Raw genomic sequence first — 23,244 nt, 5'->3', positions numbered from 1 at the left:
CTGCGTACGCGGCCGGGGGCTGGCAGACTCTGAGGTCACTGAGGCGATCCAGCTGGCTCGATCCACCGGGCATCCCGCGGCTGGCCCGCCCCGCCGAGATGAAGGGGGAACTGTGACCCATCCACCGGGCTCGAATCCGGGAAGCGACAACCCAGGGGGCGACTACCCACCACCGCCTGGCTACGAGCCACCACAGGGGGCCATGCCGGGCCCCCAGGGCAATTACGGACAGGGCGGCTACGGACAGGGCAGCTACGGGATGCCACCCATGCAGCAGGTGGACCCTTCGCGCTTCGGCGCGCCCCGCCCCGGCGTGATCCCGCTGCGCCCCCTCGGTGTCGGCGAGATCCTCGACGGCGCGGTCAAGACGATGACCCGCTACGCCGTCGTCATGTTCGGCCTCACCGCGATCCTGGTCACCATCGGCCAGGTCATCGCGACCGGCACGCAATTGCCCACTGCTGATGTGATGTTCGATCCAGCCACGATGGATACCGGTACGGAAGGAATGGCTGGATGGATCACTGGCCAGCTGATCGCCGCAGCGATCTACGGTCTCGTCACCATCGTGCTGCTCGGCATGCTGACCACTGTCGTCAAGTCCGCCGTGCTGGGTGATCGCATCACGATCGGCGAGACCTGGGCAGCGGCGCGGCCGCATCTGCTGCGCATCCTGGGCCTCTACCTGCTCGGTGTGGTCGCGGGGATCACCCTGATCGCCATCGTGGTCGGTGGTTTCCTCGTTCACTGGGCGGTCGGCCTCGTCGCGGTGCTCGCCGCGCTCGCGCTCGTGGTGTGGGTCGGCGTGCTCGTCTCGGTCTCGGTGCCCGCGCTCGTGTTCGAGAAGACCGGCGTGATCACCGCCATCCAGCGCTCGATCGCGCTGGTGCGTGGCACGTGGTGGCGGGTCCTGGGCGTCCTGCTCCTGCTGATGCTCATCGTCTTCGGTATCAGCCTGATCTTCATGATCCCGTTCAGCATCATCGGTGGCATCGCGGGCATCGCGGCGGACAGCAACATTCCGGTCCTGATCATTTCCGCGATCGGCGGCATCCTGTTGTCCATCGTGGTCACCCCGTTCTCCACGGCTGCCACGTCGCTGCTCTACGTCGACCTGCGCATGCGCAAGGAAGGGCTCGATATCGAGCTTGCTCGCGCCAGCGAGGAGCAGGGCGCCCGGTAGCCCGCCCATGCCATCGCGGACCACGCTGCAGCCCCCCGTCGAGATCGCCCGCGATCCGGCGGGGGCCGCGGCGCGCGAGGAACTCTCCCGCGCGGTCTACCTCGAGCAGCGACCATCGTTGCTCGAGCAGGCAACCGGCTGGTTGCTCGAGCAACTCGGCCGGGCGATCAGCGTCGCGCTGTCTGGGATCGAGGGATTATCCCCGAGCGGGATCGGCAGCCTGCTCGTCCTCGTCGCCGTCCTGGTCGCGGCACTCGTGCTCGTCAGGTGGCGGGCGGGAGCGCTGCGCGCTAGCCGTGCTGCCCGGTCCGGGCGCAGCAGCGCGGCGCGCGATAGTGCCCGTGATCACCGGCTCGCCGCGGAGGCCGCGCTCCGCGAGGGAGACCTCGCCATGGCCATCGCGGCCCGTTTCCATGCGGCCACCGCCAGCCTCGAGGAGCGCGGCATCATCGAGGACACGCGCGGTTCCACGGCCTGGGAGCTCGCCAACCATCTCGAAGCTCGCCATTCCGAGGCGGCTAGCGCGATGCGCTCGGCCGCCCCTGTGCTCGATGACGTGCTCTACGGGCATCGCGATGCCACGAGCGCGGACTACGCGATCATCGCTGCCGCCGACGATGCGATCGCCTTCGGCCGGGCAAGCAGCGATCTGCTGTCCAGCGCGACGCCGGAGCCACCCCGGTGACCGCCGCGCCCGGCCCCACGACCCGGCGTGCGCGCTGGCAAGCCATGCGCGCGCCGCTGCTGATCGGCATGGCGGTCGTCACCACGGCCATCGTCACCGTGGTGCTCGGCGGAACCGATGCGAGCACGCCGCTTGATCCACGCTCGGCGGCCCCCTCGGGCACCCGCGCGCTCGACGTGCTGCTGGGCGAGGAAGGCGTGCAGGCCAGCCGCACCGAGTCCTACGATCAGGCGCTGGCTGCCGCACCGGGAGGCACAGTCCTGGTCACCGATCCCGCTGACGTGCCCAGCGCGCGCATGCTGGACCTGATCGGTACGGCGAGCACCACCATCCTGGTCGATCCGGGCCCGTCGTTGCTCGAGGAACTGCCTGGCGACATCGACCTGCTCCGGCCTGCGCTCACCGCTGCGCTCGAGGCCGGTTGCGACCTGCCCGCCGCGGCGAGCGCGGGGCGCGCCACCCTCGGCGGTGCCCGCTACAGCGCCGAGCCGCCAACAATACGTTGCTACGACGATTCGCTCGTCGTGATCCCCGCGAGCGCTGGAAACAGCACCATCATCATCCTCGGCACCGCCGCGCCGCTTACCAACGAGCACCTCGGCGACGAGGGCAATGCCGCCCTGTCCATGATGCTGCTCGGTCGCCACCCCACTCTCTCCTGGTACTTGCCGAGCGCCACCGATCCCGCGTTCCGCACCGACGAGCGATCCCTGGTCTCGCTCATCCCGACCGGCTGGTGGTTCGCCGCCATGCAGGTGCTCGTCGGCGTGGTGCTGCTCGCCGCATGGCGCGCTCGGCGCCTCGGGCCCATCGTGACCGAGCCACTACCAGTGTTCATTCGTGCCACCGAGACCCATGAGGGCCGGGCCCGCCTCTACCAGCGCTCCCGCGATCATGCTCACGCAGCGAGCATCCTGCGTGCTGCGACGACCGATCGGGCTGCCCGGCTGCTGCGACTGCCCCGTGGCACCGCCGGGCCAACCTTGGTGGCGACCATCGCCGCGCGGACGGGGAGGGAACCCGATGCGGTCACCGAGATGCTGAGCGGTTCCCGTCCCGCCGATGACGCCGAGCTGCTCGCCCTGGCCCGCGCGCTCACCGAGCTCGAGCATGACCTAGACCTAGGACGCGACACCCCGGAGGGAAGCAACCCATGAGCCCAGCACCGAAGATCAGCGACCCGCGCGAGGCCATGCACGCCGTGCGCGAGGAGATCGGCAAGGCCGTGATCGGGCAGGATGCCGCGGTCAGCGGACTGCTCGTGGCGCTGCTCTGCCGGGGGCACGTGCTCATCGAGGGAGTGCCGGGGGTGGCGAAGACCCTGCTCGTCCGCGCGCTCGCCACGAGCCTGGAGATGCGGTCGACGCGCGTGCAGTTCACCCCGGACCTGATGCCCAGCGACATCACCGGCTCGATCATCTACCACGCGGCAGCGGAGCGATTCTCCTTCCGCGAAGGCCCTGTGTTCACGAACCTGCTGATCGCCGACGAGATCAACCGCACCCCTCCGAAGACCCAGTCCGCGCTGCTCGAGGCGATGGAGGAGCGACAGGTCACCGCCGATGGGGCTTCCCGGCCGCTGCCTGATCCGTTCGTGGTCGTCGCCACCCAGAACCCGGTCGAGCAGGAGGGCACCTATCCGTTGCCCGAGGCGCAGCTCGACCGCTTCCTGCTCAAGCTCACCATGGGCCTGCCCTCGCGCGAGGACGAGGCGGGCCTGGTCGCGCGGCACATGGCAGGCTTCGATCCGCATGATCTCGCAGCGGCAGGAGTGCGGGCCGTCGCGACGGCAGGCGATCTCGCGGCGGCGCGGGACGGGGTGCGGGGAGTCACGGTCGGGGAGGAGATCATGGGCTACGGGGTCGACCTGTGCCGCGCCACCCGCACCGTTCCGGCGGTGCAGCTCGGGGTCTCGCCGCGCGGGGCCACCGCCCTGCTGCATGCCGCGCGGGCCTGGGCGTGGCTGGTGGGGCGCGACTACGTCACCCCCGATGATGTGAAGGCGATCGCCCGGCCGGCGCTGCGCCATCGACTGGGCCTGCGGCCCGAGGCCGAGATGGACGGCACCACGGCCGAGGGGGTGCTCGACCACGTGCTCGCGACCGTGGCCGTGCCACGATGACGACCCGTGGCCGTGCCACGATGACCACCCGTGGCGGTGCCACGATGACCACCCGTGGTCGTGCGAGCGTGATCGTGACAGGGCGCGCGGGGGTGCTGGCGCTTGTGGCGGCACCGATTGTGGGGCTTCTCGCGCCGTCCTGGTGGGGGCTCGGTGGCGCCGCGCTGCTCGTTGTGGCCGTGATCGCCGCTGACTGGGCACTGGCCGGATCGCTACGGGATGTGGCTGTGACAAGGTCGGGGGAGAGGTCAGTGCAGCTCGGGGGCAGCGTGGAATCCCGGCTCCGCATCGCCAACGAGGGGCGCCGGAGGGTGCGGGGGCAGGCGCGCGATGCCTGGGTGCCCAGCGCGGGCGCGACTAGCAACCAGTGGACGATCGATGTCCCTGCTGGTCATGCGCGCACTGTTGCCGTGCGGATCACGCCGCTGCGCCGGGGCGACCGCGACGTGGTGGCGACGACTCTCCGATCGGTGGGGCCGCTGGGTGTAGCGGGGCGGCAGCATGACCGGCACGTTGCCGGGACGGTGCGAGCATTGCCGCCGTTCACGAGCCGCAAGCACTTGCCCTCGCGCACGGCGCGGCTGCGCGAGCTCGATGGGCGGCGATCCGTGCTCGGCCGCGGCGGGGGAACCGAGTTCGATTCGTTGCGCGAGTATGTGCCGGGCGATGATGTGCGATCGATCGATTGGCGCGCTACGGCCCGCTCCCGCGATGTGATGGTGCGAACGTGGCGCCCGGAGCGGGATCGCCGGATCATCATCGTGGTCGACAGTGGCCGCACTTCGGCGGGCCGGGTGGGGGATGCGCCGCGCCTGGACGCGCAGCTCGATGCGGCCTTGCTGCTCGGGGTGCTGGCCTGCCGGGCCGGTGACCGCGTCGACTACCTCTCGCATGACACCGCGGTCACCTCGCGTGCCTCGGGCTCGACCGAGTCAGTGCTGCTGCCGACGATGGTTGATGCGATGGCCGCCGTTCAGCCGCGGCTCGTCGAGACGAGTGCGTCCGGGGTCGTCGCGGAGGTGCTTCGCCGGGCGAGGAAGCGATGCCTCGTGGTGCTCGTGACCCCGCTCGAGCCCGCAGCGATCGAGCAGTCCTGGATGCCCGTGCTCGATGGCCTGATCGCGCGGCATCAGGTGATCCTCGCGTCAGTCGCGGACCCGGCGCTGCGCGAGATCGCCCAGGACCGGTCGAGCAGCGATTCCGTGCACGCCGCCGCGGCGGCCGAGCAGGACCTCGCGCAGCGCGGCCGTGTCGCGGCCTCGTTGCGAGCGCGGGGGGTCACCGTGGTCGACGCGGACCCCGAGGCATTGCCGCCCGCCCTCGCGGATCAATACCTGGCCCTGAAGGCTGCGGGGCGCTTGTAGGGGCGCGCAGGAGGTAGACGCGGGGCGGGGGCTGCTAGCGGCCCAGGCTGCCAAGGCTGGGGCGGTCTCCGCCTTGCGGCGGCGGTGACGGCTGGGTGGGCTGCTCGCCACCGCTGTTGTCCGCCATGTAGGCGGCAGCGGTGCTGCGGATCTGTCCGAGGTATCGGTAGCCCTGCGAGCCGGGGCATTCAGTGTTGTTGACGTCCCGGTGCGCGAACACGATGGGCACGGTGATGGGCTGGCCTCGGGGGACCCAGGTGAAGCTGGTGCCTTCCGAGTACATCGTTGTGGTACCTGTGGCGGTGAGCCTGGGCTGCGTGCCGGATGGGTTGAGCGCGTTCGCTGTGGCGAGCCGCCAGCCGGTGAGCTCGGCGATAGCGGTGATCTGGGCGGAGGTGGGGGCAGTGCTGGTGAACGTCCCAATCATCGAGAATCCCGCGGTATTGACGTTGAAGCCACCGGCATGGGCGCCTTGCACTGGCCGGTCCATTCCGCCGAAGCGGCCTTCGTAGATGTTGCCGAACTTGTCGACGAGGGCGTGATAGCCGACGTCGCCCCAACCGAGGGTCTGGGCGTGGTAGGCGTAGATGCCGCGGACGATCTGCCGGGCCTCGGACTCGGTGTACTGGTTATTGCCCGCGGTGTGGTGGATGGCGACCCCGCCGAGGCTGTCGTTGTAGACGGGGTTGCGGGCGCGGATCGATTCGTCGGCGCCCCACTGCCTCCGGGTGATCACCCGGGGCATGGTGGCGCCCGCGATGCTGGTTGGTGCCCGATCGTCCTGCTCGGGCTCACGGAGGGGCGCGTTGCTGGGGCGGACGAGCACGGCGGAGAGCCCGCCGGGCATCCCTGGGGTCATGCCTGTCTCGACGCCCGCGATGCGTCGTCCGCGCACGTGGATCTGGACTGCCGTTGTCTGGCCGAGGAAGACGAGCTCGGTGCCGTTGCGCACGTCCGGGGCAGCCGGGTCCGCGATCTCGTTCGGACCGTGGCCGCCGTGGAGGTCCCGCCACGGCTCCCACGCGCCGCTGCTATTGCGTGCTCTGCATTGCCCATCGAGCAAGCCTGGCCCGTTCCAGGTAACCCCGAGCAGGTTGAACGGGGCTTCCTGGGTGATCTCGAAGACCTGGGAGTCCTCGCTCGGGCTGCTGATGCCCATCGGGCCGGTGGCGGTGCTGGCGCCGTCGAGCGGGATATCGGTGAGCGTGGTGCCGTCGCTCGCGGTGAAGGTCACCGCGCGGGGTGCTTGGCGAGGGGGCAAAGCCCGCGCCGGGCGGGCGCCGAGCACTCCCGCGGGGCCGATGGCGGTGGCGGTACCGGCCGCGGCGGCGATCATCAATGCTTGCCTGCGGGTGAGCGCGGTCAAGGTTCCTCCTGGGGTGGCTGGCGAGCCAGTGGCCATGGCGGCCTTGTGGTCTCGAATCGAGCGCTGCACCACCATAGGCTTGGTTCAAACACGAACTACATACGGTCGGGTGACTATCGAGCATCGGTCAGCGCGCATCGTGCAGCCACCTGCGCTGGGGCAAGGCCTCCGGGTGCCTCTCGCGGCTATGCGGGGGCAGCGACGGGCGCGTGGTGGTGCCCGGATCGACCGGGGAGGTCGCCGATGCTGCCGCGCTCCACCGAGCGGCGGCCGAGCACCAGGGCGTAGGCGAGGAACGCGACCTCGGCGGTGATGCCGATGCCGATGCGGGCAGGGGTTCCGAGCCCGCTGGGCGTGACCACCGCTTCGATGATGCCGGAGAGGAGCAGCACGATAGCAAGGCCGAGGGCCAGGATAGCGACGACGCGGCCTTCCTCGGCGAGAGCTCGGCCGCGGGCGCGGGGGCCGGGGTCGATGAGCGTCCAGCCGAGCCTCATGCCCGCTCCCGCCGCGACGAACACGGCCGTGAGCTCCAGGAGCCCGTGCGGGAGGATCAGGCCGAAGAACACGTCGAGCCGGTCGGCGGCCGCCATGAGCCCGGCAGCGACGGCGACGTTCGCGGCGTTGACGAACAGGATGTACACGACCGGCAGGATCAGCACTCCCACAATGAGCGAGGCAGCGGCGATGTAGGCGTTGTTCGTCCACACCTGGGCGGCGAACGAGGCGGCGGGGTGGGTGGAGTAGTAGGTCTCGAAGTCGCCGCCCGGGCGGGTCAGCTCACGGATCTCGTCGGGCGCGGCGATGGCGGCCCGGACGGATGGGTCGCGCGCGACCCACGTGGCGATGAGGGTGGTCGTCGCGAGGAACGCGACGGTCGTGGCGATCCACCAGGCGCGGGTGCGGTACAGCGCGGCGGGGAACGTGCTGGCGGCAAACCTGGTCATGGCGTGCCAGCTAGGGGCGGGGGTGCCGGTGATGGCGGCACGGGCGCGGGCAACGAGCATGGTGAGCTCGTCGACGAGGCGGGGATCGTGCGTGGTGGTGCGGGCGATCGATAGATGTGTCGTTGCTAGCTGGTACAGCGCGATGAGCTCGTCGGCCTCGGCGCCGGTGAGCGTGCCCGCGCGACGCGATAGCTCGGCGAGCCGTTGCCATTGCTCGCGGTGCGTGGCGGCGAGCGTCTCGCTGTCCATAGGTGGTGAGCCCCCTCTGTGCTGCCGGACGTGCCGTGGTGCCATTCAAGCAGCGGGCGGGGCGTCGTGCCACTCGCGTGATCGCGGGAACTGCCGGCACCCACCTGGCTAATTCATTGTTTGACTAGTTCCTCGATCGGGGAATCGTTGAATGTGCCAAGAAAGGGATGCCCATCACAGCGGCGTAACAATTCTGGAAGGCCTCTCGATAATCCCTCCGAGAACGCTGGCCTGGCTGTGCTGCCCAGAGGGGTGGGCAGCAAAGCCGAGGGCCCAGCAGGCGCGGAATTGCTGCTCGGCGGGGTGAGTAGCAATTCCGCCACATTCGAAGCGGTCCTCCGGGGCCAAGCATGCCTCCGCAATGCGGCGGCACCGAGGTTCATGGCGGCAGTGCTCGCGCCAGTTCCGGCATCATCCCGATTGGGCATTGCCGCCATGAACCATAAATGGACTTCCGCACCAAAACGGACAATGCCGGGATTTACGGTGAAAACCGACTATTCACCAAGTTCGACGATGATCAGCGAGTAATTGTCCCGGCTGCCCCGACGGATCGCGGCCTCGACCAGATGATCGACGCAATCCAATCCGCTCCGCTCGAGGAGGGCCTGCTCGATCAGCTGGTCGTCGAGCACGCTATGGATGCCATCGGTGCACAGCACCGCTCTCAGCCCCGCGCCGCTCGTACCTGCCCCCGGCTCGAAGATGTTCGCCTCCGGCGCCTGCCCCGCGCGGCCCAGGCACTGGGACAGCACATGCGTCGGATTGCCAAACGCATCACGCACCACGTCATCGGAGGATTCCTGCCGGAGAGCGCCGTCAGGGCCAGCCAGATACACGCGGCTATCACCGACATTGAATACCCGGAGCGAGCCTGGCCCTACCGCGATGCCCGCGACCGTGGTGGCCATCCCAGCGAGGCCCGTGCTGCGCCCCACCGAGCGGATCCGGTCATGGATCGAGCGCACGCCCCCGGAGATCCCGGGCGCCGAGGCGAGGCGCTCCTTGCTCGCGATGAGCTCCATCAGCGCGACCCGGCTCGCCACGTCCCCGCCCGGCTGCCCGCCCACGCCATCGGCGACCGCGAGCACGGTGGGGCGGGCCAGCGGCATCCGGAATGTCATCGCCACTCCGTGCTCGGCCTGGCTGAACCAGGAATCCACCGCGATCGCATCCTCGTTGCGGTCACGGAAGAAACCCCGGTCGGTGACAGCGTGCGCTGTCAGAGTGAGTCCCACCCCGCACACGATAGTGAGTCGGTAGCTACTCCTGCGAGGAGTTACCGGGATCCGCTGGAGTCGTTGAGCTCCCCGATCTCGCCGATGAGGCGCTCCACGACGTCCTCGAGCATCACGACGCCCAGGACCGCCGTGGTGCCATCGGTGACCAGCGCGACGTGCACGCCGCCCTCCTGCATCCCGTCGAGCGCGTCATCGAGCAACGTATCGGCAGCGAACCGCGGCAGCGCGCGGATCACGTCCCCGGGCAGCGGCGCACCGGGGTCGAGCGAAGCATCGAGCAGGTCCTTGACGTGGACGTAGCCGGTGAGCTGGCCGTTCTCGTCGGCCAGGGGGAAGCGCGAGTATCCGGTGCGCACGCACTCGGCCTGCGCCTGCGCGATCGTCGCTGAACGGGGCAGCACAGTCAGCTCGGTGCGCGGAACGGTGATGGAGTCGATGGTCTCGCTGCTCATGCTCAGCGCTCCCCAGAGCAACTGGTGCTCCTCCGCATCGATCAGCCCCTCGGCCTTCGACTCGCTGACGAAGCTCGCCACCTCCTCCGCCGTGAACGCCGCCGCGACCTTGTCCCGCGGGGTGACCCGCAGCAGCCGCAGCACCGTGTTGGCGATGAAGTTGATCAGCAGCAGCAAGGGCTTCGCCAGCTGCACGATCACATACAGGATCGGCCCGAGCACCATCGCCGCCCGGGCTGGGCCCGCGATCGCCAGGTTCTTCGGCACCATCTCGCCGACCGTCATGTGCAGCGACAGCACGATCGTCAGCGCGATCACCAGCGCGATCGGATGCAGGAACGCCGAGGGCACGCCCAGCGCCTCGAGCGGGATCTCGATGAAGTAGGCGACGGCGGGCTCGGCCACGGCGCCGAGGCCCAGCGAGCACATCGTGATTCCAAGCTGCGCGCCCGCCATCATCAGCGAGACATTGTCCACCGCCCGCAGCGTCCAGCGCGCCAAGCGGCTGCCGGACTCGGCGAGCGGCTCGATCTGGGTGCGCCGCACCGAGACCAGGGCGAACTCAGCACCCACGAAGAAGGCGTTGCCCACGAGCAGTGCGATTCCAATGAGCATTCCAGTGATGTCGATCATGATCGCGACTCCTCGGACGCGGTGCCGCTCGCCGGGGAAGTGATGGACATCCGGAGACGCGCGACCCGGTAGCCGTCGACCTGCGTGACGGTCATGCGCACGTCCGCGTCGGTGGGAATGCCGTCCTCATCAAGTGCCTGGGTATTGCGACCGGCGAGCGTGATCGTGTCTCCCGGTACCGCGAGGCGGCCGAGCTGCTCGATGATGACGCCGCCGATCGTGTCGGAGTGCTCGCCCTCGGGCAGATCGACGCCAGTGAGGTCATCGATCTGGTCCGGGCGTAGCAGCCCCGGGAGCGTCCAGGTGCCATCGGCGAGCTGGCGGGCACGGGCGGAGGGACGATCCTGCTCGTCATCGATCTCGCCGACGATCTCCTCGACAAGGTCCTCGATGGTGACGATGCCGTCAGTGCCGCCATACTCATCGACGACGATCGCGAGATGGATGCCGCTGCGCAGCTCGGCGAGCACATCATCGATGGGCAGGGAGCTGGGCAGGGCGCGGACCTCGCTCATGATGTCGCGAGCAGTGGTGGTCGCGCGCTCGTCGAGGGGGATCGCGAGCGCTTCCTTGAAGTGCACGACACCGATCACGTCGTCGACGGAGGAGTCCTCCACCGGAAAGCGCGCATGGCCCGTGCGCGAGACCAGGGCCAGCACGTCGCTCACCGGCAGGTCCGCGGCGACGAACGTGACGCGTGGCCGGGGGGTCATCACATCGGCAGCAGTCTGCTCCGCGAATTCCGCCGCCTGGGACAGCCGCTCGGCCACATCCGGCTCGAGCAGGCCCTCGGACGCGGACTTGGTGGCCAGCGCACCGAGCTCCTGGGCGGAGCGGGCCGACGCGAGCTCCTCGCGGGGCTCCACGCCCAGCGCCCGCACCATAGCGTTCGACGCGCCATTGAGAACGCGGATCAGGGGGCGGGAGGCGGAGGTGAACGCGCGCTGCGGACCTGAGACCGCCCGCGCGATGCGCTCGGGCTCGGAGATCGCCCAGTTCTTCGGCACGAGCTCGCCGAATACCATCTGGGTGATCGTCGCGGTCAGCAGCGCCACGGTGAGCGCGACGCCCAGGCTGCTCGACTCGGGCAGACCGAGGCCCTCGAGCAGCGGCCGAAGCAGCGTGGCGAGCGAGGGCTCCGCGATGAAGCCGATTACCAGGCTGGTCACCGTGATGCCGAGCTGCGCTCCCGACAGCTGCGTGGATAGGGACTTCAGCGCCTTCTGGACAGATTGCGCGCCCTTGTCGCCTTGCTCTGCGGCCGCGGCGATCAAGGGCCGGTCCACGGTCACGAGGGCGAACTCGGCGGCCACGAATAGCGCGTTCGCCGCGATCAGGATGACCGCGAGGCCCAAGAGGATCCAGGCTTCTAGCATGTCGTCGACCTCCGCGGCCAGGCGTCACGGGCGCGGGAGCCGGGCGAGGGGAGGAGGGGGTGCCCCGTCACAGGATCAAGGCGCTGTGACGGGCAAGTACTACAACTGTCCATGGCGACTAAATGTAGCCGATCCGGGGAGGGCCCCGCACGGTGATCCGTGCCTCTCGGGGCGCGTTGGCCCGGGACCTCGCTGCCATGTGCCAGGATGCTCTCGTTCAATATTCGTGACCGACGAGGAGGCCCTCTAGGTGCGCAGCGTCGACCACCCTGGCGCGAGCGGCATCGCCGCGACGGCGGTTCTCCTGGCGGGGGCGGCGATGGGCGTCGTGGTGCTCCTCGGCAGCGGACGCATCGGGGACCGGTCACTGGGTTCCGCGGCCGACGGGATATTCGCTGATACCGCCACCTTGCTGGCCCCGGCCGCGCCCGCGTATGTCCTGTGGCCAATCCTCTACCTCGGGCTCGCCGCGTACGCGGTGTGGCAGGCCTTGCCGGCGCAGCGGGTCTCGCTCCGCCAGGCTCGGCTGCGAGGCTGGGCCATCGCGTCGATGCTGCTCAACGCCGCCTGGATCGCCGCGGCCGTCTCGGAGGCGCTGCTCGCTAGCGTGGTGATCATCCTGTTGCTGCTCGCGACGCTGGTGATGATCTTCGCTACTGTGGCCGAGGCCTGTCCCGTGGGATGGGTTGACCGCCTGCTCGTTGATGCCGTGTTCGGTCTCTACCTCGGGTGGATCATGGCGATGGTGCTCGCGAACACCGCTGCGTGGCTCGTGCATATCGGCATCGGCGCGGGCGAGCCGTCGGGCACGGCCTCGGCATGGTCGGCAGGCGCTCTCGGCGGGCTCGTCATGGCAGCGGTGGTCCTCGCAAAGGCTAGCGGCGGGCGCGCGGCACCCGCCGCCGGCACGGCGTGGGCGCTGGCCTGGATCGCGCACGGCAGGCTCGCGGGCGACCTCCAGGCTCCCGCTGTCGGCCTTGTGGCTGCGGTTGGTGTGGCCGTGGTGGCCGCCTCGGTGATCGCCGCACGATGGCGCGCCCATGCGGTTGCCGCGCCCCGAGCGGGCAGAAAACCTCTTGCCAGCGCGGAGGCCCTGGCGCGATAGTCAGGGACGTGGCCCTCCCTGATCTGTTGCGCCCCCGCGCGCCGGCGCTCTCGAGCGTGGGCCTCGCGCTAGCCTCCGCAGCGCTCTTCGGCCTCTCGGGGCCATTCGCCAAGGCACTGCTCGATGCGGGGTGGTCACCGCTGTCGGTCGTGATGGCCCGGATCACCGGGGCGGCGTCGATCCTGGTCGCGGCATTGTTGCTCGTCGAGCGCGGACGGCTGCGGGCGCACCTTCGCGCGATGCTCAGTGATCGATCGACCATTCTCTTGTTTGGCATCGCCGCGATAGCCGGGGTGCAGTTGTGCTTCTTCTCCGCCGTGCAATACCTCCCGGTGAGCGTGGCCCTGCTCATCGAGTTCCTCGCCCCCGTCGTTGTGCTCGCCTGGGCCTGGCTGGTGCGCGGCTCGCGGCCGGATCGCGCGACGCTGCTGGGAGCAGCGGTCGCGGTCGCTGGCCTGGTGCTGGTGGTGGGCCCGGGGAGCCCCACCGGGCTGCACCCGGCCGGAGTCGCCTGGGCGGTCGCGGCGATGGCTTGCGTGGCCTGCTATTTCCTCATCGTTGACCGGGCAGCGCCGCGCACCTCGCCGATCGTCCTGGTCACCGCAGCGATGGTGGTGGCCGTGGTCGCGCTCGCCCTGGTCGCGCCATTGCCGCTGCTGCCCGTCGACGTCGTCCTCTCCGGGAGCGTCGGCTTCGGCAGCATGGACGCTGCCGAGGCTCCCTGGTGGGTCGCGGTGCTGGTCCTGGCCGGGGCGTCGGGCGCGCTGGCGTACGCGGTGGGCGTTGTCGCCATCGCGCGGCTCGGCGCCCCCCGGGCAGCGATGGTGGGGCTCTCCGAGGTCGTGTTCGCCGCAGCGCTGGCCTGGATCATGCTGGGCGAGGCGATGTCGGGGGCACAGTTCGCTGGGGCAGTCGCGATCCTCGCCGGGCTCGTGCTCGTCGAGCGCGGCCGCAGCAAGATCGCGGCCCAGCCCGTCGAGCCGGTCCCGGCGCCTAGACTGGAGGAGCAGTAGTGCACCCTGGGCGCCCACGCCGATAGGTCCTGCAACAGGCGATTCCGCCCAGGGAGACCGTGAATCGGAGGTTCGCCATGACCAATCACGAGGCACATGGGCATGCCCTTGCGGGACAGATGCTCGAGCAGCATCCGGAGTTCGAGAGCCCGCATTCCCTCGAGATCGACGAGACCGTTCCGCCGCGCCCCGAGGAGGAGATCGCGGATTCCCGGTAGATCGCGCCCCCGGCTCGCGGTAGCACGTTCCCGCCGCTACGATGTGCGTGCCGTCACATTGGTGGCGAATTGTGATCTAGCCGCGATCGGTCAGGGCCCTGCCTTGCCGGGACCGGCAACATGAGGGGGAGCGAGCCGCGTGGGTCCTAGCGAGAAGATGTCACGTCCATTGCCTGCGGTCGCAGTGGTGATCACCTGCCTGCTGGCGCTAGCGGGGGCCGCGGTCCATGCGCCCCAAGCCACCGCGGGGCCGGCGTACGCGGTGCCCGACCCCGACGCGTTCTACCACGATGCCACGGGCTTGGCCGATGCCGAGCCCGGCGAGGTGCTGCGGTTCCGCGAGATCGATGCCGCGGTGTACTCCGGCGCCCGCGGGTGGCAGGTAGCTTTCCGGTCGACGAACTCGCATGGCGCGCCGATCGTGGGGGTCACCACCGTGTTCATCCCGCCCGCGCCCGCGCCCCAGGGCGCCGCGCGGCCGATGCTGTCCTACCAGCCGATCGTTAATGCTCTCGGCGCGCGCTGCGCGCCGTCGCGGGCATTGTTCAATCTCGAGCAGGTGGAGGCTCCGGGGCTGCTCCTGCCGCTGCAGCGTGGCTGGGCGGTCAACATCCCCGATCATCTCGGTCCCGGCAATGCCTACGGCGCCGCCCGGCTGGGGGGAATGATCACGCTCGACAGCATCCGCGCGGTGCGCAGCCTGCCGCAGCTCGGGCTCGAATCAAGCCCTGTGGGGCTCGCCGGGTATTCAGGCGGGGCGATGTCCACGGCGTGGGCGGCAGCGCTGCAGCCCGAGTATGCTCCCGAGCTCGAGCTCGTCGGCGCGGTCCAGGGCGGGCTGCCCGCGGACCTCGAGCAAATGGCAGAGGTCATCGGCGATGAGCCGCACCCAGGCTTCGGGCTTGGCTTCGCTGCGGCGATCGGCCTGGAGCGGGAGTACCCGGAGCGGTTCCGCATGTCCCCGGAGCTCAACCCGGAGGGACAGCGGCTGCGTGACTTCATGAGCAACGAGTGCCGTCGCTCGATCCTGTTCCACGGCGCGTTCCGGGGCGCGGCGCAGCTGACGCGCTCGCAGGGCTGGCTGCGCAATAGCGAGGCACGGGAAGTCCTGCGGGAGAACAGCATCCGCTACTTCGATGGCGTTCCCTCCATTCCCGTCTACATGTGGCATGGCAAGCTTGATCCCCTCACGCCCTATGACGGAGTCGCGGAGATCGCCCAGCGGTACTGCGCATCGGGCTCGCCCTTGACGTTTGTCACCTACGATGTGGCAGAACACCTGATCCCGGCAGCGCTGGGCTTCAATGACGCCTACGACTACCTGGCAGACCGGTTCCGGGGGATACCAGCGCGATCGACCTGCTAGCTATCGAGAAGGAGTGCATGTGAGCACTGCCTACCTGGCCGTTCATCCGATTCCCGGCGAGGGGCCGGAGGACATCGTGCTCGACGAGCATGGCACGTTGTACGCGGGGCTCGTCGATGGTCGCATCATCTCGCGAACGCGCGAGGGCGAGGTCGCCACGGTCGCGACAGTTCCTGGCCGCCCGCTGGGCATCGAGCTGCTCGGCACCGATGAGCTGCTGGTGTGCGCCTGCGACGCCGGGTTGCTGGCCGTGTCCCTCGCCGATGGCACGGTTCGCGTGCTCGTTGAATCGGTCGATGGGGTTCCGCTGCGCACCTGCAACAATGCGGCTGTCGCCAGGGACGGCACGATCTTCTTCAGCGATTCCTCGACCGTGCATTCCATCCCGAAGTGGCGCGCGGAGATGATCGAGCGAACCGGAACGGGCCGGCTGATCCGCCGGGACCCCGACGGAACGGTCGAGGTCATGCGCGATGGCCTGCAGTTCGCCAATGGTGTAGCGCTCGCGATCGACGAGTCCTATGTGATCGTGGCGGAAACGACCACGCGCCGCATCGAGCGGATCTGGCTCACTGGTGATGCGGCTGGAACGGCGGAGCCCTTCGCCGAGGACCTGCCCGGCTACCCCGACAACTGCTCGACCGGCACCGATGGCCTGATCTGGGTGGCGCTGGGCAACCCGCGCAACGCCGCGCTCGATGTAGTGGGCCACCTGCCGCGGGCCGTCCGGCGGGCGCTGCGGCAGGTCCCGGAGAAGCTGCTGCCCAAGCCCACTGCCGAGATCGGCTTCCTCGCCTACGACGATCGCGGGATCGTCGCGCACGAGGAGTACGGGCGCGTCGACGGCTTCTCGATGCTCACCAGTGTCCGGGAGCAGGGCGGGGAGCTGTGGTTCGGCTCGCTGACGAGCAGCGCCATCGCCCACGCGCGGCTGTAGCAGTGCGCTAGTTCCCGGCGGGCCCGCTCGGGGCCTGCGAATCGGTGAAGTCACCGGCGGCGGAGCGGAAGCGGGTAAGCACGGCGACGAGCTGCTCGATGTCCTCCTCGGCGATGGGCAGCGCGGCGAACACCTGCTCATTGACCTCGTCGGTCGCGGAGCGCGCGATGCGCCGGCCCTCGTCGGTGATCCGGATCAGGGTGGTGCGGCGATCATCGGGGTGTGGCTCGCGGCGCACGAGCCCGGCTTCCTCGAGGCGGTCGACGGCATTGGTGATCGAGGTGGGGTGCACTTGCAGGCGTGAGCTAGCGCGGGCCATGGGGATCTCGCCCTGGCGGGTGAAGCTCAGCAGCATCAGGACCTCATAGCGAGCGAAGGTCAGACCGAAGGGCCGCAGCGCTTTCTCGACCTTGGCGAGCATCAGCTGGTGGGCGCGCATCACCGAGGTGACGGCGGCCATCCCCGGCGCGGCATCGTGCCAGTCGTTCGCGGCCCAATGCGCGCGGGCGGTCGCGATCGGGTCGAACGGCAGTGGTCGGCGCGGTTCCATGCGTCCATCATGCTTCATCGCGGGCGTGGCCCTCGGTCGCCGTGCCACTCGGCCGATGGAGCCGATCTTGCGGGGAGGCAGGAGCCCTCGAGCGCATTGCGGCGTGCCAGCGTGGCGCAAAACACTTGGACGTCCTACTATCGGACTACCGCAGTTTTCAGCACATGCTTTCGCGACAGCAGAGGACCACCATGACCGTGCGCGACATCCCGCACTTCATCCACGGCAAGCCCACCGCCGGATCAAGCACCCGCACCGCCCCCGTCTACCACCCGAGCAGCGGGGACGAGCAGGCGCGCGTCCCCCTCGCCAACAGTGCCGACGTCGATGAGGCCGTGCGATCCGCCGCCACCGCGCAAGCCGAATGGGCGACCTGGAACCCGCAGCGCCGCGCCCGCGTGCTCGCCCGGTTCCTCCAGCTTGTCGAGCCCGAGCGCGACAAGCTCGCCAAGATGCTCTCCGACGAGCATGGCAAGACCGTCGCCGACGCGCACGGCGACCTCCAGCGCGGCCTCGAGGTCGTCGAGTTCGCCTGCGGCATCCCGCACCTGCTCAAGGGCGAGCACACCACCGACGCCGGAGCAGGCATCGACGTCTACTCGATGCGCCAGCCGCTCGGCGTGGTCGCCGGGATCACCCCGTTCAACTTCCCCGCGATGATCCCGCTGTGGAAGGCCGCGCCCGCGATCGCCTGCGGAAACTCCTTCGTGCTCAAGCCCTCCGAGCGAGACCCCTCGGTGCCGGTCCGGCTCGCCGAGCTCTTCCTCGAGGCCGGGCTCCCTCCAGGGGTGTTCAACGTCGTTCACGGCGACAAGGAATCCGTCGACGCGCTGCTCCACCACGAGCAGGTCACCGCCGTCGGGTTCGTCGGCTCGACGCCGATAGCCCGCTACATCTATTCCACCGCCACCGCGAACGGCAAGCGCGCCCACTGCTTCGGCGGCGCGAAGAACCACGCCATCGTCATGCCCGATGCCGATCTCGACCAGGTCGTCGACGCGGTGGTGGGCGCGGGCTACGGCTCGGCGGGCGAGCGGTGCATGGCGATCTCGGTGGTGGTGCCCGTCGGCGAGGACACCGCGGAGGCGCTCGTCGCGCGCCTCGCCGAGCGGGTCAAGGGACTCGTCGTGGGCGCCTCCGATGATCCGTCGGTGGACTTCGGCCCGCTGGTCAACGCCGAGGCTGTCACCCGGGTGAACGACTACATCGACATCGCCGTGCAGGACGGCGCGGACCTGGTGATCGACGGCCGCGGCCTCGTCGTGGAAGGCCACGAGAACGGCTTCTTCACCGGACCCACCCTGCTCGACCGGGTGCCCACCACCTCCCGCTCCTACACCGAGGAGATCTTCGGCCCCGTGCTCTCGGTGGTGCGCGCGGACACCTATGAGGATGCGTTGCGCCTGCCGAGCGAGCACGAGTTCGGCAACGGCGTGGCGATCTTCACCCGCGATGGTGCTGCCGCGCGCGACTTCGCGTCCCGCGTGCAGGTCGGCATGGTCGGGATCAACGTCCCCATTCCTGTTCCCGTCGCCTACCACACCTTCGGCGGATGGAAGGCATCGATGTTCGGCGACCTCAACCAGCACGGCCCCGACGCCATCCGCTTCTACACCCGCACCAAGACCGTCACCGAGCGCTGGCCGTCCGGGATCCAGCAGGCGGGCGCCGCGACGGATCACTTCTCGATCCCCACGATGCGATGAAAAACCTCTTCGTGCTTGATGCGGCCGACCGCGACATCCTCGCCACCGTCGAGGACTTCGCGGCGGCCCGTATCGCCCCGCACGCCCTCGACTGGGACCAGCGGTCGCACTTCCCCGTGGAAGTGCTGCGCGAGGCGGGCGCGCTCGGCATGGGGGGCATCACCGTGCGCGAGGACCATGGCGGCGCGGGGCTGGCGCGCCTCGACGCCGTCCGCATCTACGCCGCCCTGGCGCGAGCGTGCCCGACGATCGCGGCCTACGTCTCGATCCACAACATGGTCGCCACCATGATCGACACCCACGGCAGCGCGGCGCAGCGCGAGCAGTGGCTGCCCCGCCTGTGCGGCATGGAGGCGCTGGCCTCGTATTGCCTGACCGAGCCCGGGGCAGGATCGGATGCCGCGGCATTGTCCACCACCGCTCGGCTCGAGGGCGATGAGCTCGTTCTCTCCGGGACCAAGCAGTTCATCTCCGGCGCTGGCACCAGCGATCTCTACCTGGTGATGGCCCGCACCGGAGGCGAGGGTGCCCGTGGGATCAGCGCGATCCTCGTCCCCGCGGGCACTCCCGGCCTCTCCTTCGGCGCGGAGGAGCGCAAGATGGGCTGGCATGCCCAGCCCACCCGGCAAGTGATCCTCGATCGCGCGCGCGTGCCCGCGGTCAACATGCTTGGCGAATCCGGCCAGGGCTTCGCCATCGCCATGGCCGGCCTCGATGGAGGCAGGCTCGGGATCTCCGCATGCTCGCTCGGCGGGGCGGAAGCCGCCCTCGGGGCGACCGTCCGGCATGCCCGGGAGCGCATCGCGTTCGGCGAGCCGCTCGCCGAGCGGGAGACCGTGCAAGCGACCATCGCCGGGATGCGCCTGGGCATCGAGACCTCCCGCAGCATCCTGTGGCGCGCCGCGAGCGCCCTGGACCGGGGGGATCCCGACCAGACAGTGCTGTGCGCGATGGCCAAGCATCACGTCACCGAGACCTGCTACACCATTGCCGACCAGGCCTTGCAGCTGCACGGCGGCTATGGCTACCTCGCCGACTACGGCATCGAGAAGATCGTGCGCGACCTGCGCGTCCATCGCATCCTCGAGGGCGCAAGCGAGATCATGCACCGCATCATCGCCCGCGATACCCTCCGCCCACGCACCAACCAGAAAGCCGCCTCATGACCACCAAGGATCCACTGCCCACCGTCGCTTTCATCGGCCTCGGGCACATGGGAGCACCCATGTGCCGCAACCTCGCCACCGCGGGCTACCCCGTCACCGGATTCGATGTGGTGCCCGCAGCGCTGCAGGTTGCCCGCGAGCACGGCATCGCCACAGCGAGCAGTATCGAGGAGGCCGTCTCGGGGGCCGATATCGTGCTGACGATGCTGCCGGGCGGCCGCCACGTCCATGAGGTGCTCGACCACGCGCTGCCCGCGGCCCGGCCGGGCGCCCTGTTCCTCGAGTGCTCCACCATCGATGTGGCCGATGCCCGGCGTGCCCACGAGCGCATCGGGCACGCCGGGTTCCACTGCGTCGATGCGCCTGTCTCGGGCGGCGTGGCAGGCGCGGAAGCAGGCACCCTGACCTTCATGGTCGGCGGACCGGACGAGGCCATGGAGGCCGCGCGACCCCTGCTCGACGTGATGGGCCGGACGATCGTCCATTGCGGCGGTCCCGGCGCCGGACAGGCCGCGAAGATCTGCAACAACCTGATCCTCGGCATCACCATGATCGGAGTGAGCGAGGCATTCGTGCTTGGCGAGCATCTCGGGCTGAGCCACGAGGCCCTGTTCGCGGTGGCCTCGCAGGCATCCGGCCAGTGCTGGGCGCTCACGTCCTACTGCCCGGTGCCGGGACCAGTCCCCGCGTCCCCGGCCAATCGCGGGTATGTGCCGGGCTTCGCGGTGGAGCTGATGGACAAGGACCTCGGCCTCGCCACGTCAGCGTTGCGCGCGCACGGGGTCGACGGCGCGCTCGCCGAGCAAGCCGCCGCGCTGTATCACCGCTACCTCAGCGAGGACGGCAAGGGCCGGGACTTCTCATCGATCATCGAGGATGTCCGCCGCCGCAGCAGCTGAGCAGAATCCGCCACCGCCGGGATCGTCCGGTTTGTGATTACTGGGATGTACTGCGACACACTGCAGTCCGTCCGGCGACCTCGTCACTAAGCGCCGCTTTGTGACCGGCGCAATACCGGTGCTCTCCCGCCCGGGGCTAGTGTTCGTAGCCGTACAGGGCCACGTCGCCCGCACGTCGCTCCGGGGGGAGAGCACATGGTCAGCACGGCCGTCCATGCCGCAGGCCTTGCTCTGGCCGAGATCACGGCCACCGATCTCGCCTACTTCGCCGCGGGCGGCCGCGCGCGCCGCCACGGCAACTGGATCAGCTGCCGCGCGCCCGGGTTCGAGCAGCTCCCCGCCGCGAGCGTCACCTGCCAGCCACCCGGAACGCCGCTGGCCATGCATCCTGCCCGCCTGCGCCGCCGTCTCGAGGCCAGCGATCGAAGGCGCGGCCACGCCCTCACCCGCCTCTACCTCACCGAGCCCAGCCTGCTGATCGAGCAGCACTTCCTCGACCACGGCTACCAGCGCCGGACGGAATCGGTCTACATCCGTCCCACGGCAGGCCTCGGCTCAATCAGCGGCGGGGTGCAGCTCGAGGAGATCCACGACGAGCCCGCCTGGGCGATCAAGGCTCGCATCGACAGCGAATCCCAGGGCGGACCTGACGGCTATGACCGTTCCGCGGCCCTGTGGGCCCGGTTCGAGCACGCCAAATGGCGTTCCGGCGCGGTGCGCTTCTTCCTCATCCGATCAGGGCAGCAGTGCCACGGCAGCGTCGGCGCCATGATGACCCCCCAAGCGATCCGGCTGAAGAACCTCCTCATCCGGCCAGCGAGCCGCGGGCAAGGGATCGGGACCGCCACCACGCTCGCCCTCGCTGCCCTCGGCGCGAGCGAGGGACGACCAGCCTTCGGGGTGTTCGCCGTCGACGGCGGCATCGGTGCATCGACCTACCGCAGCGCTCGATGCGAGCCGCTCGGCCAGGTGATCGAGCTCAGCAAGGCCCACCACGACCACCAGCGAGGAAACCAATGAGCAGCGAGTTCACCCGCGACTACGCCGCCCGGGGCTACGCGATAGCTCGTGGCGCCTTCACCGCGGCCGAGGCCGGGGCGTGGCGGCAGGAATGCAACCGGCTAGTAGCCGATCCGGCGATCATGTCGCGCGAGGCGCATCGCACCGTGACCCGCGAATCCCTCGGAGGCGGCAAGGTCGTCGACCGCCTCGATCCTGTCATCGATGTCTCGCCGGTCCTCGCCGCCCTCGTGCGGGATCCGCGCCTGCTCGGGATGGCCGCCGAGCTGCTCGGCGAGGAGGCCGTCCTGCTCAAGGACAAGCTGATCTTCAAGGGCCCGGGGGTGCATGGGTACACCGTGCACCAGGACTACACCGCTTGGCAGGAGATGCCCGTGCCCGCGAGCTCGGTGCTGTCCCTGATGGTCGCGATCGACCGTGCCGATGCCGAGAACGGGGGCGTCGAGTTCTTCCCCGGCCTGCACCATGAGCACTATGCCGGCCCCGGGCTGCCCGAGGACCTGTTCGCCCCCGAATCCGGCACCGTCCCCGAGGCCGTGCTCGCCGGGACCGAGCCGGAGGTAGCGCGCGCCGATCCCGGTGACATCGTGGCCATCCATTCCCTCGCCCCGCACCGCAGCGCCCCCAACCGCACCACCGAGCGCCGTGCCGCGCTGTTCCTCACGTACTCGGCGAAGCGCCATGGCGACCTGTATGACGACTACTACGCGAAGTTCCGTGGATACCGCCAGGCGAGCATCGCCGCGAGGAGCCTGTGATGAGCCTGCTCCAGACATCCGTCGCGACCATCAGCCGTGGGATCCTCGGCGCGCTCCCGCCGACAGGCAAGCGCTACTACATCTACGTCATGACCCACGGCCGGCTACCGAACCTCAGGCAGCCGCGCCGCTACACCGAGAAGATCACCTGGCGCATCCTCAATGACAAGCGCGACATCTGGACCTGGACATGCGACAAGCTCGCCATGAAGGAGAACGTCGCCCGCCGCGCCGGGGACGCGGTACGCATCCCGCGCACCTACTGGCATGGCACGGACCTGCGCGAGCTCGCCACCGTCGAGCTGCCCGAGAAGTGGGTGCTCAAGCCCACCCACCGCAGTGGCCTCGTGCATCTCGGCACCGGGCGCCCCGATATCGACATGCTCATCGCGCACACCCGCGGCTGGCTCGATGAGGTCAACTGGAAATACCTGGGGGAGTGGGCATACCAGTTCGCATCGCGCCAGTTCCTCGTCGAGGAACGCATCGGTGACGGGGAGACCGTCCCTGACGATGTGAAGATCACCATCTCTGGCGGACGGCCCACGGTCATCTTCACCAAGGCCGGGCGGGGTGGGGCGAGCTCCGAGAGGTTCTACGGCCCCGACTGGACGCCCCTGGACCTGAGCACCGGCGACACGCCGGGCGAGCCCCTCCCGCGGCCGGCGAACCTCGGCGCGATGCTCGACGCCGCGGTACGCATCGCCGAGGGCTTCGACCTGCTCCGCGTTGACCTGTACAACCATGGGGGCGAGCTCTGGTTCGGCGAGACCACCCCGTACTCCGGCAGCGGCACCGCCCGCTACGACCCCGATGAGTGGGACTTCATCCTCGGTGATACATGGCAGCTGCCCGATCTCGATGCTGGCGCGTGAGGGCATCTGCTGG

The 23,244-nt window shown here is 69.6% G+C and carries 22 protein-coding genes; 16 read left to right on the top strand and 6 right to left on the bottom strand.

The genetic code is table 11. The features are described from left to right. Positions 1–112: 112 nt before the first annotated feature. The 5 genes from QC765_RS11920 to QC765_RS11900 all read left to right on the top strand — a co-directional run bounded on the left by QC765_RS11920 (position 113) and on the right by QC765_RS11900 (position 5,354). Complete coding sequence (locus QC765_RS11920; protein WP_278314664.1) at positions 113–1,183, top strand: DUF7847 domain-containing protein; 1,071 nt, start codon at positions 113–115, stop codon at positions 1,181–1,183. A gap of 7 nt (positions 1,184–1,190) precedes the next feature. Next, positions 1,191–1,868: a DUF4129 domain-containing protein gene (locus QC765_RS11915; RefSeq protein ID WP_278314663.1), complete on the top strand. Its 678-nt coding sequence runs from the start codon at positions 1,191–1,193 to the stop codon at positions 1,866–1,868. After that, positions 1,865–3,025, top strand: coding sequence for a DUF4350 domain-containing protein (locus QC765_RS11910; RefSeq protein ID WP_278314662.1), 1,161 nt, complete (start codon positions 1,865–1,867; stop codon positions 3,023–3,025). Before QC765_RS11915 ends, QC765_RS11910 begins: the two co-directional genes overlap by 4 nt. Continuing rightward, positions 3,022–3,990 (top strand): AAA family ATPase, encoded by a 969-nt coding sequence (locus QC765_RS11905; protein WP_278314661.1) that lies wholly within the window; start codon positions 3,022–3,024, stop codon positions 3,988–3,990. Before QC765_RS11910 ends, QC765_RS11905 begins: the two co-directional genes overlap by 4 nt. A gap of 68 nt (positions 3,991–4,058) precedes the next feature. Next, a complete protein-coding gene (locus QC765_RS11900; protein ID WP_278314794.1) occupies positions 4,059–5,354 on the top strand; it encodes a DUF58 domain-containing protein in 1,296 nt (431 codons plus the stop codon). Positions 5,355–5,388: 34 nt separating this feature from the next. Here the strand turns inward: QC765_RS11900 and QC765_RS11895 are convergent, their stop codons facing one another. From QC765_RS11895 to QC765_RS11875, 5 genes are all read right to left on the bottom strand, one after another. Continuing rightward, positions 5,389–6,720, bottom strand: coding sequence for a peptidoglycan recognition protein family protein (locus QC765_RS11895; RefSeq protein WP_278314660.1), 1,332 nt, complete (start codon positions 6,718–6,720; stop codon positions 5,389–5,391). Positions 6,721–6,905: 185 nt separating this feature from the next. After that, positions 6,906–7,916, bottom strand: coding sequence for a stage II sporulation protein M (locus QC765_RS11890; RefSeq protein ID WP_278314659.1), 1,011 nt, complete (start codon positions 7,914–7,916; stop codon positions 6,906–6,908). 497 nt (positions 7,917–8,413) lie between these two features. Beyond that, on the bottom strand, positions 8,414–9,154 hold the full coding sequence (locus QC765_RS11885; RefSeq protein ID WP_278314658.1) for a PP2C family protein-serine/threonine phosphatase: 741 nt from the start codon (positions 9,152–9,154) through the stop codon (positions 8,414–8,416). A gap of 41 nt (positions 9,155–9,195) precedes the next feature. Beyond that, complete coding sequence (locus QC765_RS11880) at positions 9,196–10,242, bottom strand: hemolysin family protein (protein ID WP_278314657.1); 1,047 nt, start codon at positions 10,240–10,242, stop codon at positions 9,196–9,198. Then, entirely contained in the window at positions 10,239–11,618 is a 1,380-nt protein-coding gene (locus QC765_RS11875) for a hemolysin family protein (protein WP_278314656.1), read from the bottom strand. The genes QC765_RS11880 and QC765_RS11875 overlap by 4 nt, the downstream gene beginning before the upstream one ends. A 250-nt stretch (positions 11,619–11,868) precedes the next feature. Between QC765_RS11875 and QC765_RS11870 the strand changes: the two genes are divergently transcribed. The 5 genes from QC765_RS11870 to QC765_RS11850 all read left to right on the top strand — a co-directional run bounded on the left by QC765_RS11870 (position 11,869) and on the right by QC765_RS11850 (position 16,257). Next, the gene (locus QC765_RS11870) at positions 11,869–12,723 is read left to right on the top strand and encodes a TspO-related membrane protein (RefSeq protein ID WP_278314655.1); all 855 of its coding nucleotides are present in this window, start codon (positions 11,869–11,871) and stop codon (positions 12,721–12,723) included. Positions 12,724–12,731: 8 nt separating this feature from the next. Next, positions 12,732–13,736 carry an EamA family transporter gene (locus QC765_RS11865; RefSeq protein ID WP_278314654.1) on the top strand — a complete coding sequence of 335 codons (1,005 nt, stop codon included), beginning with the start codon at positions 12,732–12,734 and terminating at the stop codon, positions 13,734–13,736. A 77-nt stretch (positions 13,737–13,813) separates the two neighbouring features. Beyond that, positions 13,814–13,954, top strand: coding sequence for a hypothetical protein (locus tag QC765_RS11860; protein WP_278314653.1), 141 nt, complete (start codon positions 13,814–13,816; stop codon positions 13,952–13,954). 157 nt (positions 13,955–14,111) lie between these two features. After that, positions 14,112–15,320, top strand: coding sequence for an alpha/beta fold hydrolase (locus QC765_RS11855; RefSeq protein WP_278314793.1), 1,209 nt, complete (start codon positions 14,112–14,114; stop codon positions 15,318–15,320). 19 nt (positions 15,321–15,339) lie between these two features. Then, on the top strand, positions 15,340–16,257 hold the full coding sequence (locus QC765_RS11850; protein WP_278314652.1) for an SMP-30/gluconolactonase/LRE family protein: 918 nt from the start codon (positions 15,340–15,342) through the stop codon (positions 16,255–16,257). Between the two features lie 7 nt (positions 16,258–16,264). Here the strand turns inward: QC765_RS11850 and QC765_RS11845 are convergent, their stop codons facing one another. Next, the gene (locus QC765_RS11845) at positions 16,265–16,807 is read right to left on the bottom strand and encodes a MarR family winged helix-turn-helix transcriptional regulator (protein WP_278314651.1); all 543 of its coding nucleotides are present in this window, start codon (positions 16,805–16,807) and stop codon (positions 16,265–16,267) included. Positions 16,808–16,998: 191 nt separating this feature from the next. Here QC765_RS11845 and QC765_RS11840 point away from each other — a divergent pair, with 191 nt between their 5' ends. The 6 genes from QC765_RS11840 to QC765_RS11815 all read left to right on the top strand — a co-directional run bounded on the left by QC765_RS11840 (position 16,999) and on the right by QC765_RS11815 (position 23,231). Continuing rightward, positions 16,999–18,513 carry a CoA-acylating methylmalonate-semialdehyde dehydrogenase gene (locus QC765_RS11840; RefSeq protein WP_278314650.1) on the top strand — a complete coding sequence of 505 codons (1,515 nt, stop codon included), beginning with the start codon at positions 16,999–17,001 and terminating at the stop codon, positions 18,511–18,513. Continuing rightward, positions 18,510–19,679 (top strand): acyl-CoA dehydrogenase family protein, encoded by a 1,170-nt coding sequence (locus QC765_RS11835; protein WP_278314649.1) that lies wholly within the window; start codon positions 18,510–18,512, stop codon positions 19,677–19,679. The genes QC765_RS11840 and QC765_RS11835 overlap by 4 nt, the downstream gene beginning before the upstream one ends. Continuing rightward, complete coding sequence (gene mmsB, locus QC765_RS11830; protein WP_278314648.1) at positions 19,676–20,578, top strand: 3-hydroxyisobutyrate dehydrogenase; 903 nt, start codon at positions 19,676–19,678, stop codon at positions 20,576–20,578. Before QC765_RS11835 ends, mmsB begins: the two co-directional genes overlap by 4 nt. A gap of 195 nt (positions 20,579–20,773) precedes the next feature. Next, positions 20,774–21,598, top strand: a complete 825-nt coding sequence (locus QC765_RS11825; RefSeq protein ID WP_278314647.1) for a hypothetical protein — start codon at positions 20,774–20,776, stop codon at positions 21,596–21,598. Next, positions 21,595–22,356, top strand: a complete 762-nt coding sequence (locus tag QC765_RS11820) for a phytanoyl-CoA dioxygenase family protein (protein ID WP_278314646.1) — start codon at positions 21,595–21,597, stop codon at positions 22,354–22,356. Before QC765_RS11825 ends, QC765_RS11820 begins: the two co-directional genes overlap by 4 nt. Continuing rightward, positions 22,356–23,231, top strand: a complete 876-nt coding sequence (locus QC765_RS11815; RefSeq protein ID WP_278314645.1) for an ATP-grasp fold amidoligase family protein — start codon at positions 22,356–22,358, stop codon at positions 23,229–23,231. Before QC765_RS11820 ends, QC765_RS11815 begins: the two co-directional genes overlap by 1 nt. Positions 23,232–23,244: the final 13 nt, after the last annotated feature.

The sequence above is a fragment of the Hoyosella levis genome, assembly GCF_026008515.1.
Classification (GTDB): Bacteria; Actinomycetota; Actinomycetes; order Mycobacteriales; family Mycobacteriaceae; genus Lolliginicoccus; species Lolliginicoccus levis.
This window is presented reverse-complemented; position numbering and strand designations above follow the sequence as displayed.

Coding starts and splice junctions, on each gene's coding strand:
- QC765_RS11915 (WP_278314663.1), top strand. CDS start 1,191: ATGCCATCGCGGACCACGCTGCAGCCCCCCGTCGAGATCGCCCGCGAT.
- QC765_RS11905 (WP_278314661.1), top strand. CDS start 3,022: ATGAGCCCAGCACCGAAGATCAGCGACCCGCGCGAGGCCATGCACGCC.
- QC765_RS11890 (WP_278314659.1), bottom strand. CDS start 7,916: ATGGACAGCGAGACGCTCGCCGCCACGCACCGCGAGCAATGGCAACGG.
- QC765_RS11880 (WP_278314657.1), bottom strand. CDS start 10,242: ATGATCGACATCACTGGAATGCTCATTGGAATCGCACTGCTCGTGGGC.
- QC765_RS11875 (WP_278314656.1), bottom strand. CDS start 11,618: ATGCTAGAAGCCTGGATCCTCTTGGGCCTCGCGGTCATCCTGATCGCG.
- QC765_RS11860 (WP_278314653.1), top strand. CDS start 13,814: ATGACCAATCACGAGGCACATGGGCATGCCCTTGCGGGACAGATGCTC.
- QC765_RS11855 (WP_278314793.1), top strand. CDS start 14,112: ATGTCACGTCCATTGCCTGCGGTCGCAGTGGTGATCACCTGCCTGCTG.
- QC765_RS11845 (WP_278314651.1), bottom strand. CDS start 16,807: ATGGAACCGCGCCGACCACTGCCGTTCGACCCGATCGCGACCGCCCGC.
- QC765_RS11840 (WP_278314650.1), top strand. CDS start 16,999: ATGACCGTGCGCGACATCCCGCACTTCATCCACGGCAAGCCCACCGCC.
- QC765_RS11835 (WP_278314649.1), top strand. CDS start 18,510: ATGAAAAACCTCTTCGTGCTTGATGCGGCCGACCGCGACATCCTCGCC.
- mmsB (WP_278314648.1), top strand. CDS start 19,676: ATGACCACCAAGGATCCACTGCCCACCGTCGCTTTCATCGGCCTCGGG.
- QC765_RS11825 (WP_278314647.1), top strand. CDS start 20,774: ATGGTCAGCACGGCCGTCCATGCCGCAGGCCTTGCTCTGGCCGAGATC.
- QC765_RS11820 (WP_278314646.1), top strand. CDS start 21,595: ATGAGCAGCGAGTTCACCCGCGACTACGCCGCCCGGGGCTACGCGATA.
- QC765_RS11815 (WP_278314645.1), top strand. CDS start 22,356: ATGAGCCTGCTCCAGACATCCGTCGCGACCATCAGCCGTGGGATCCTC.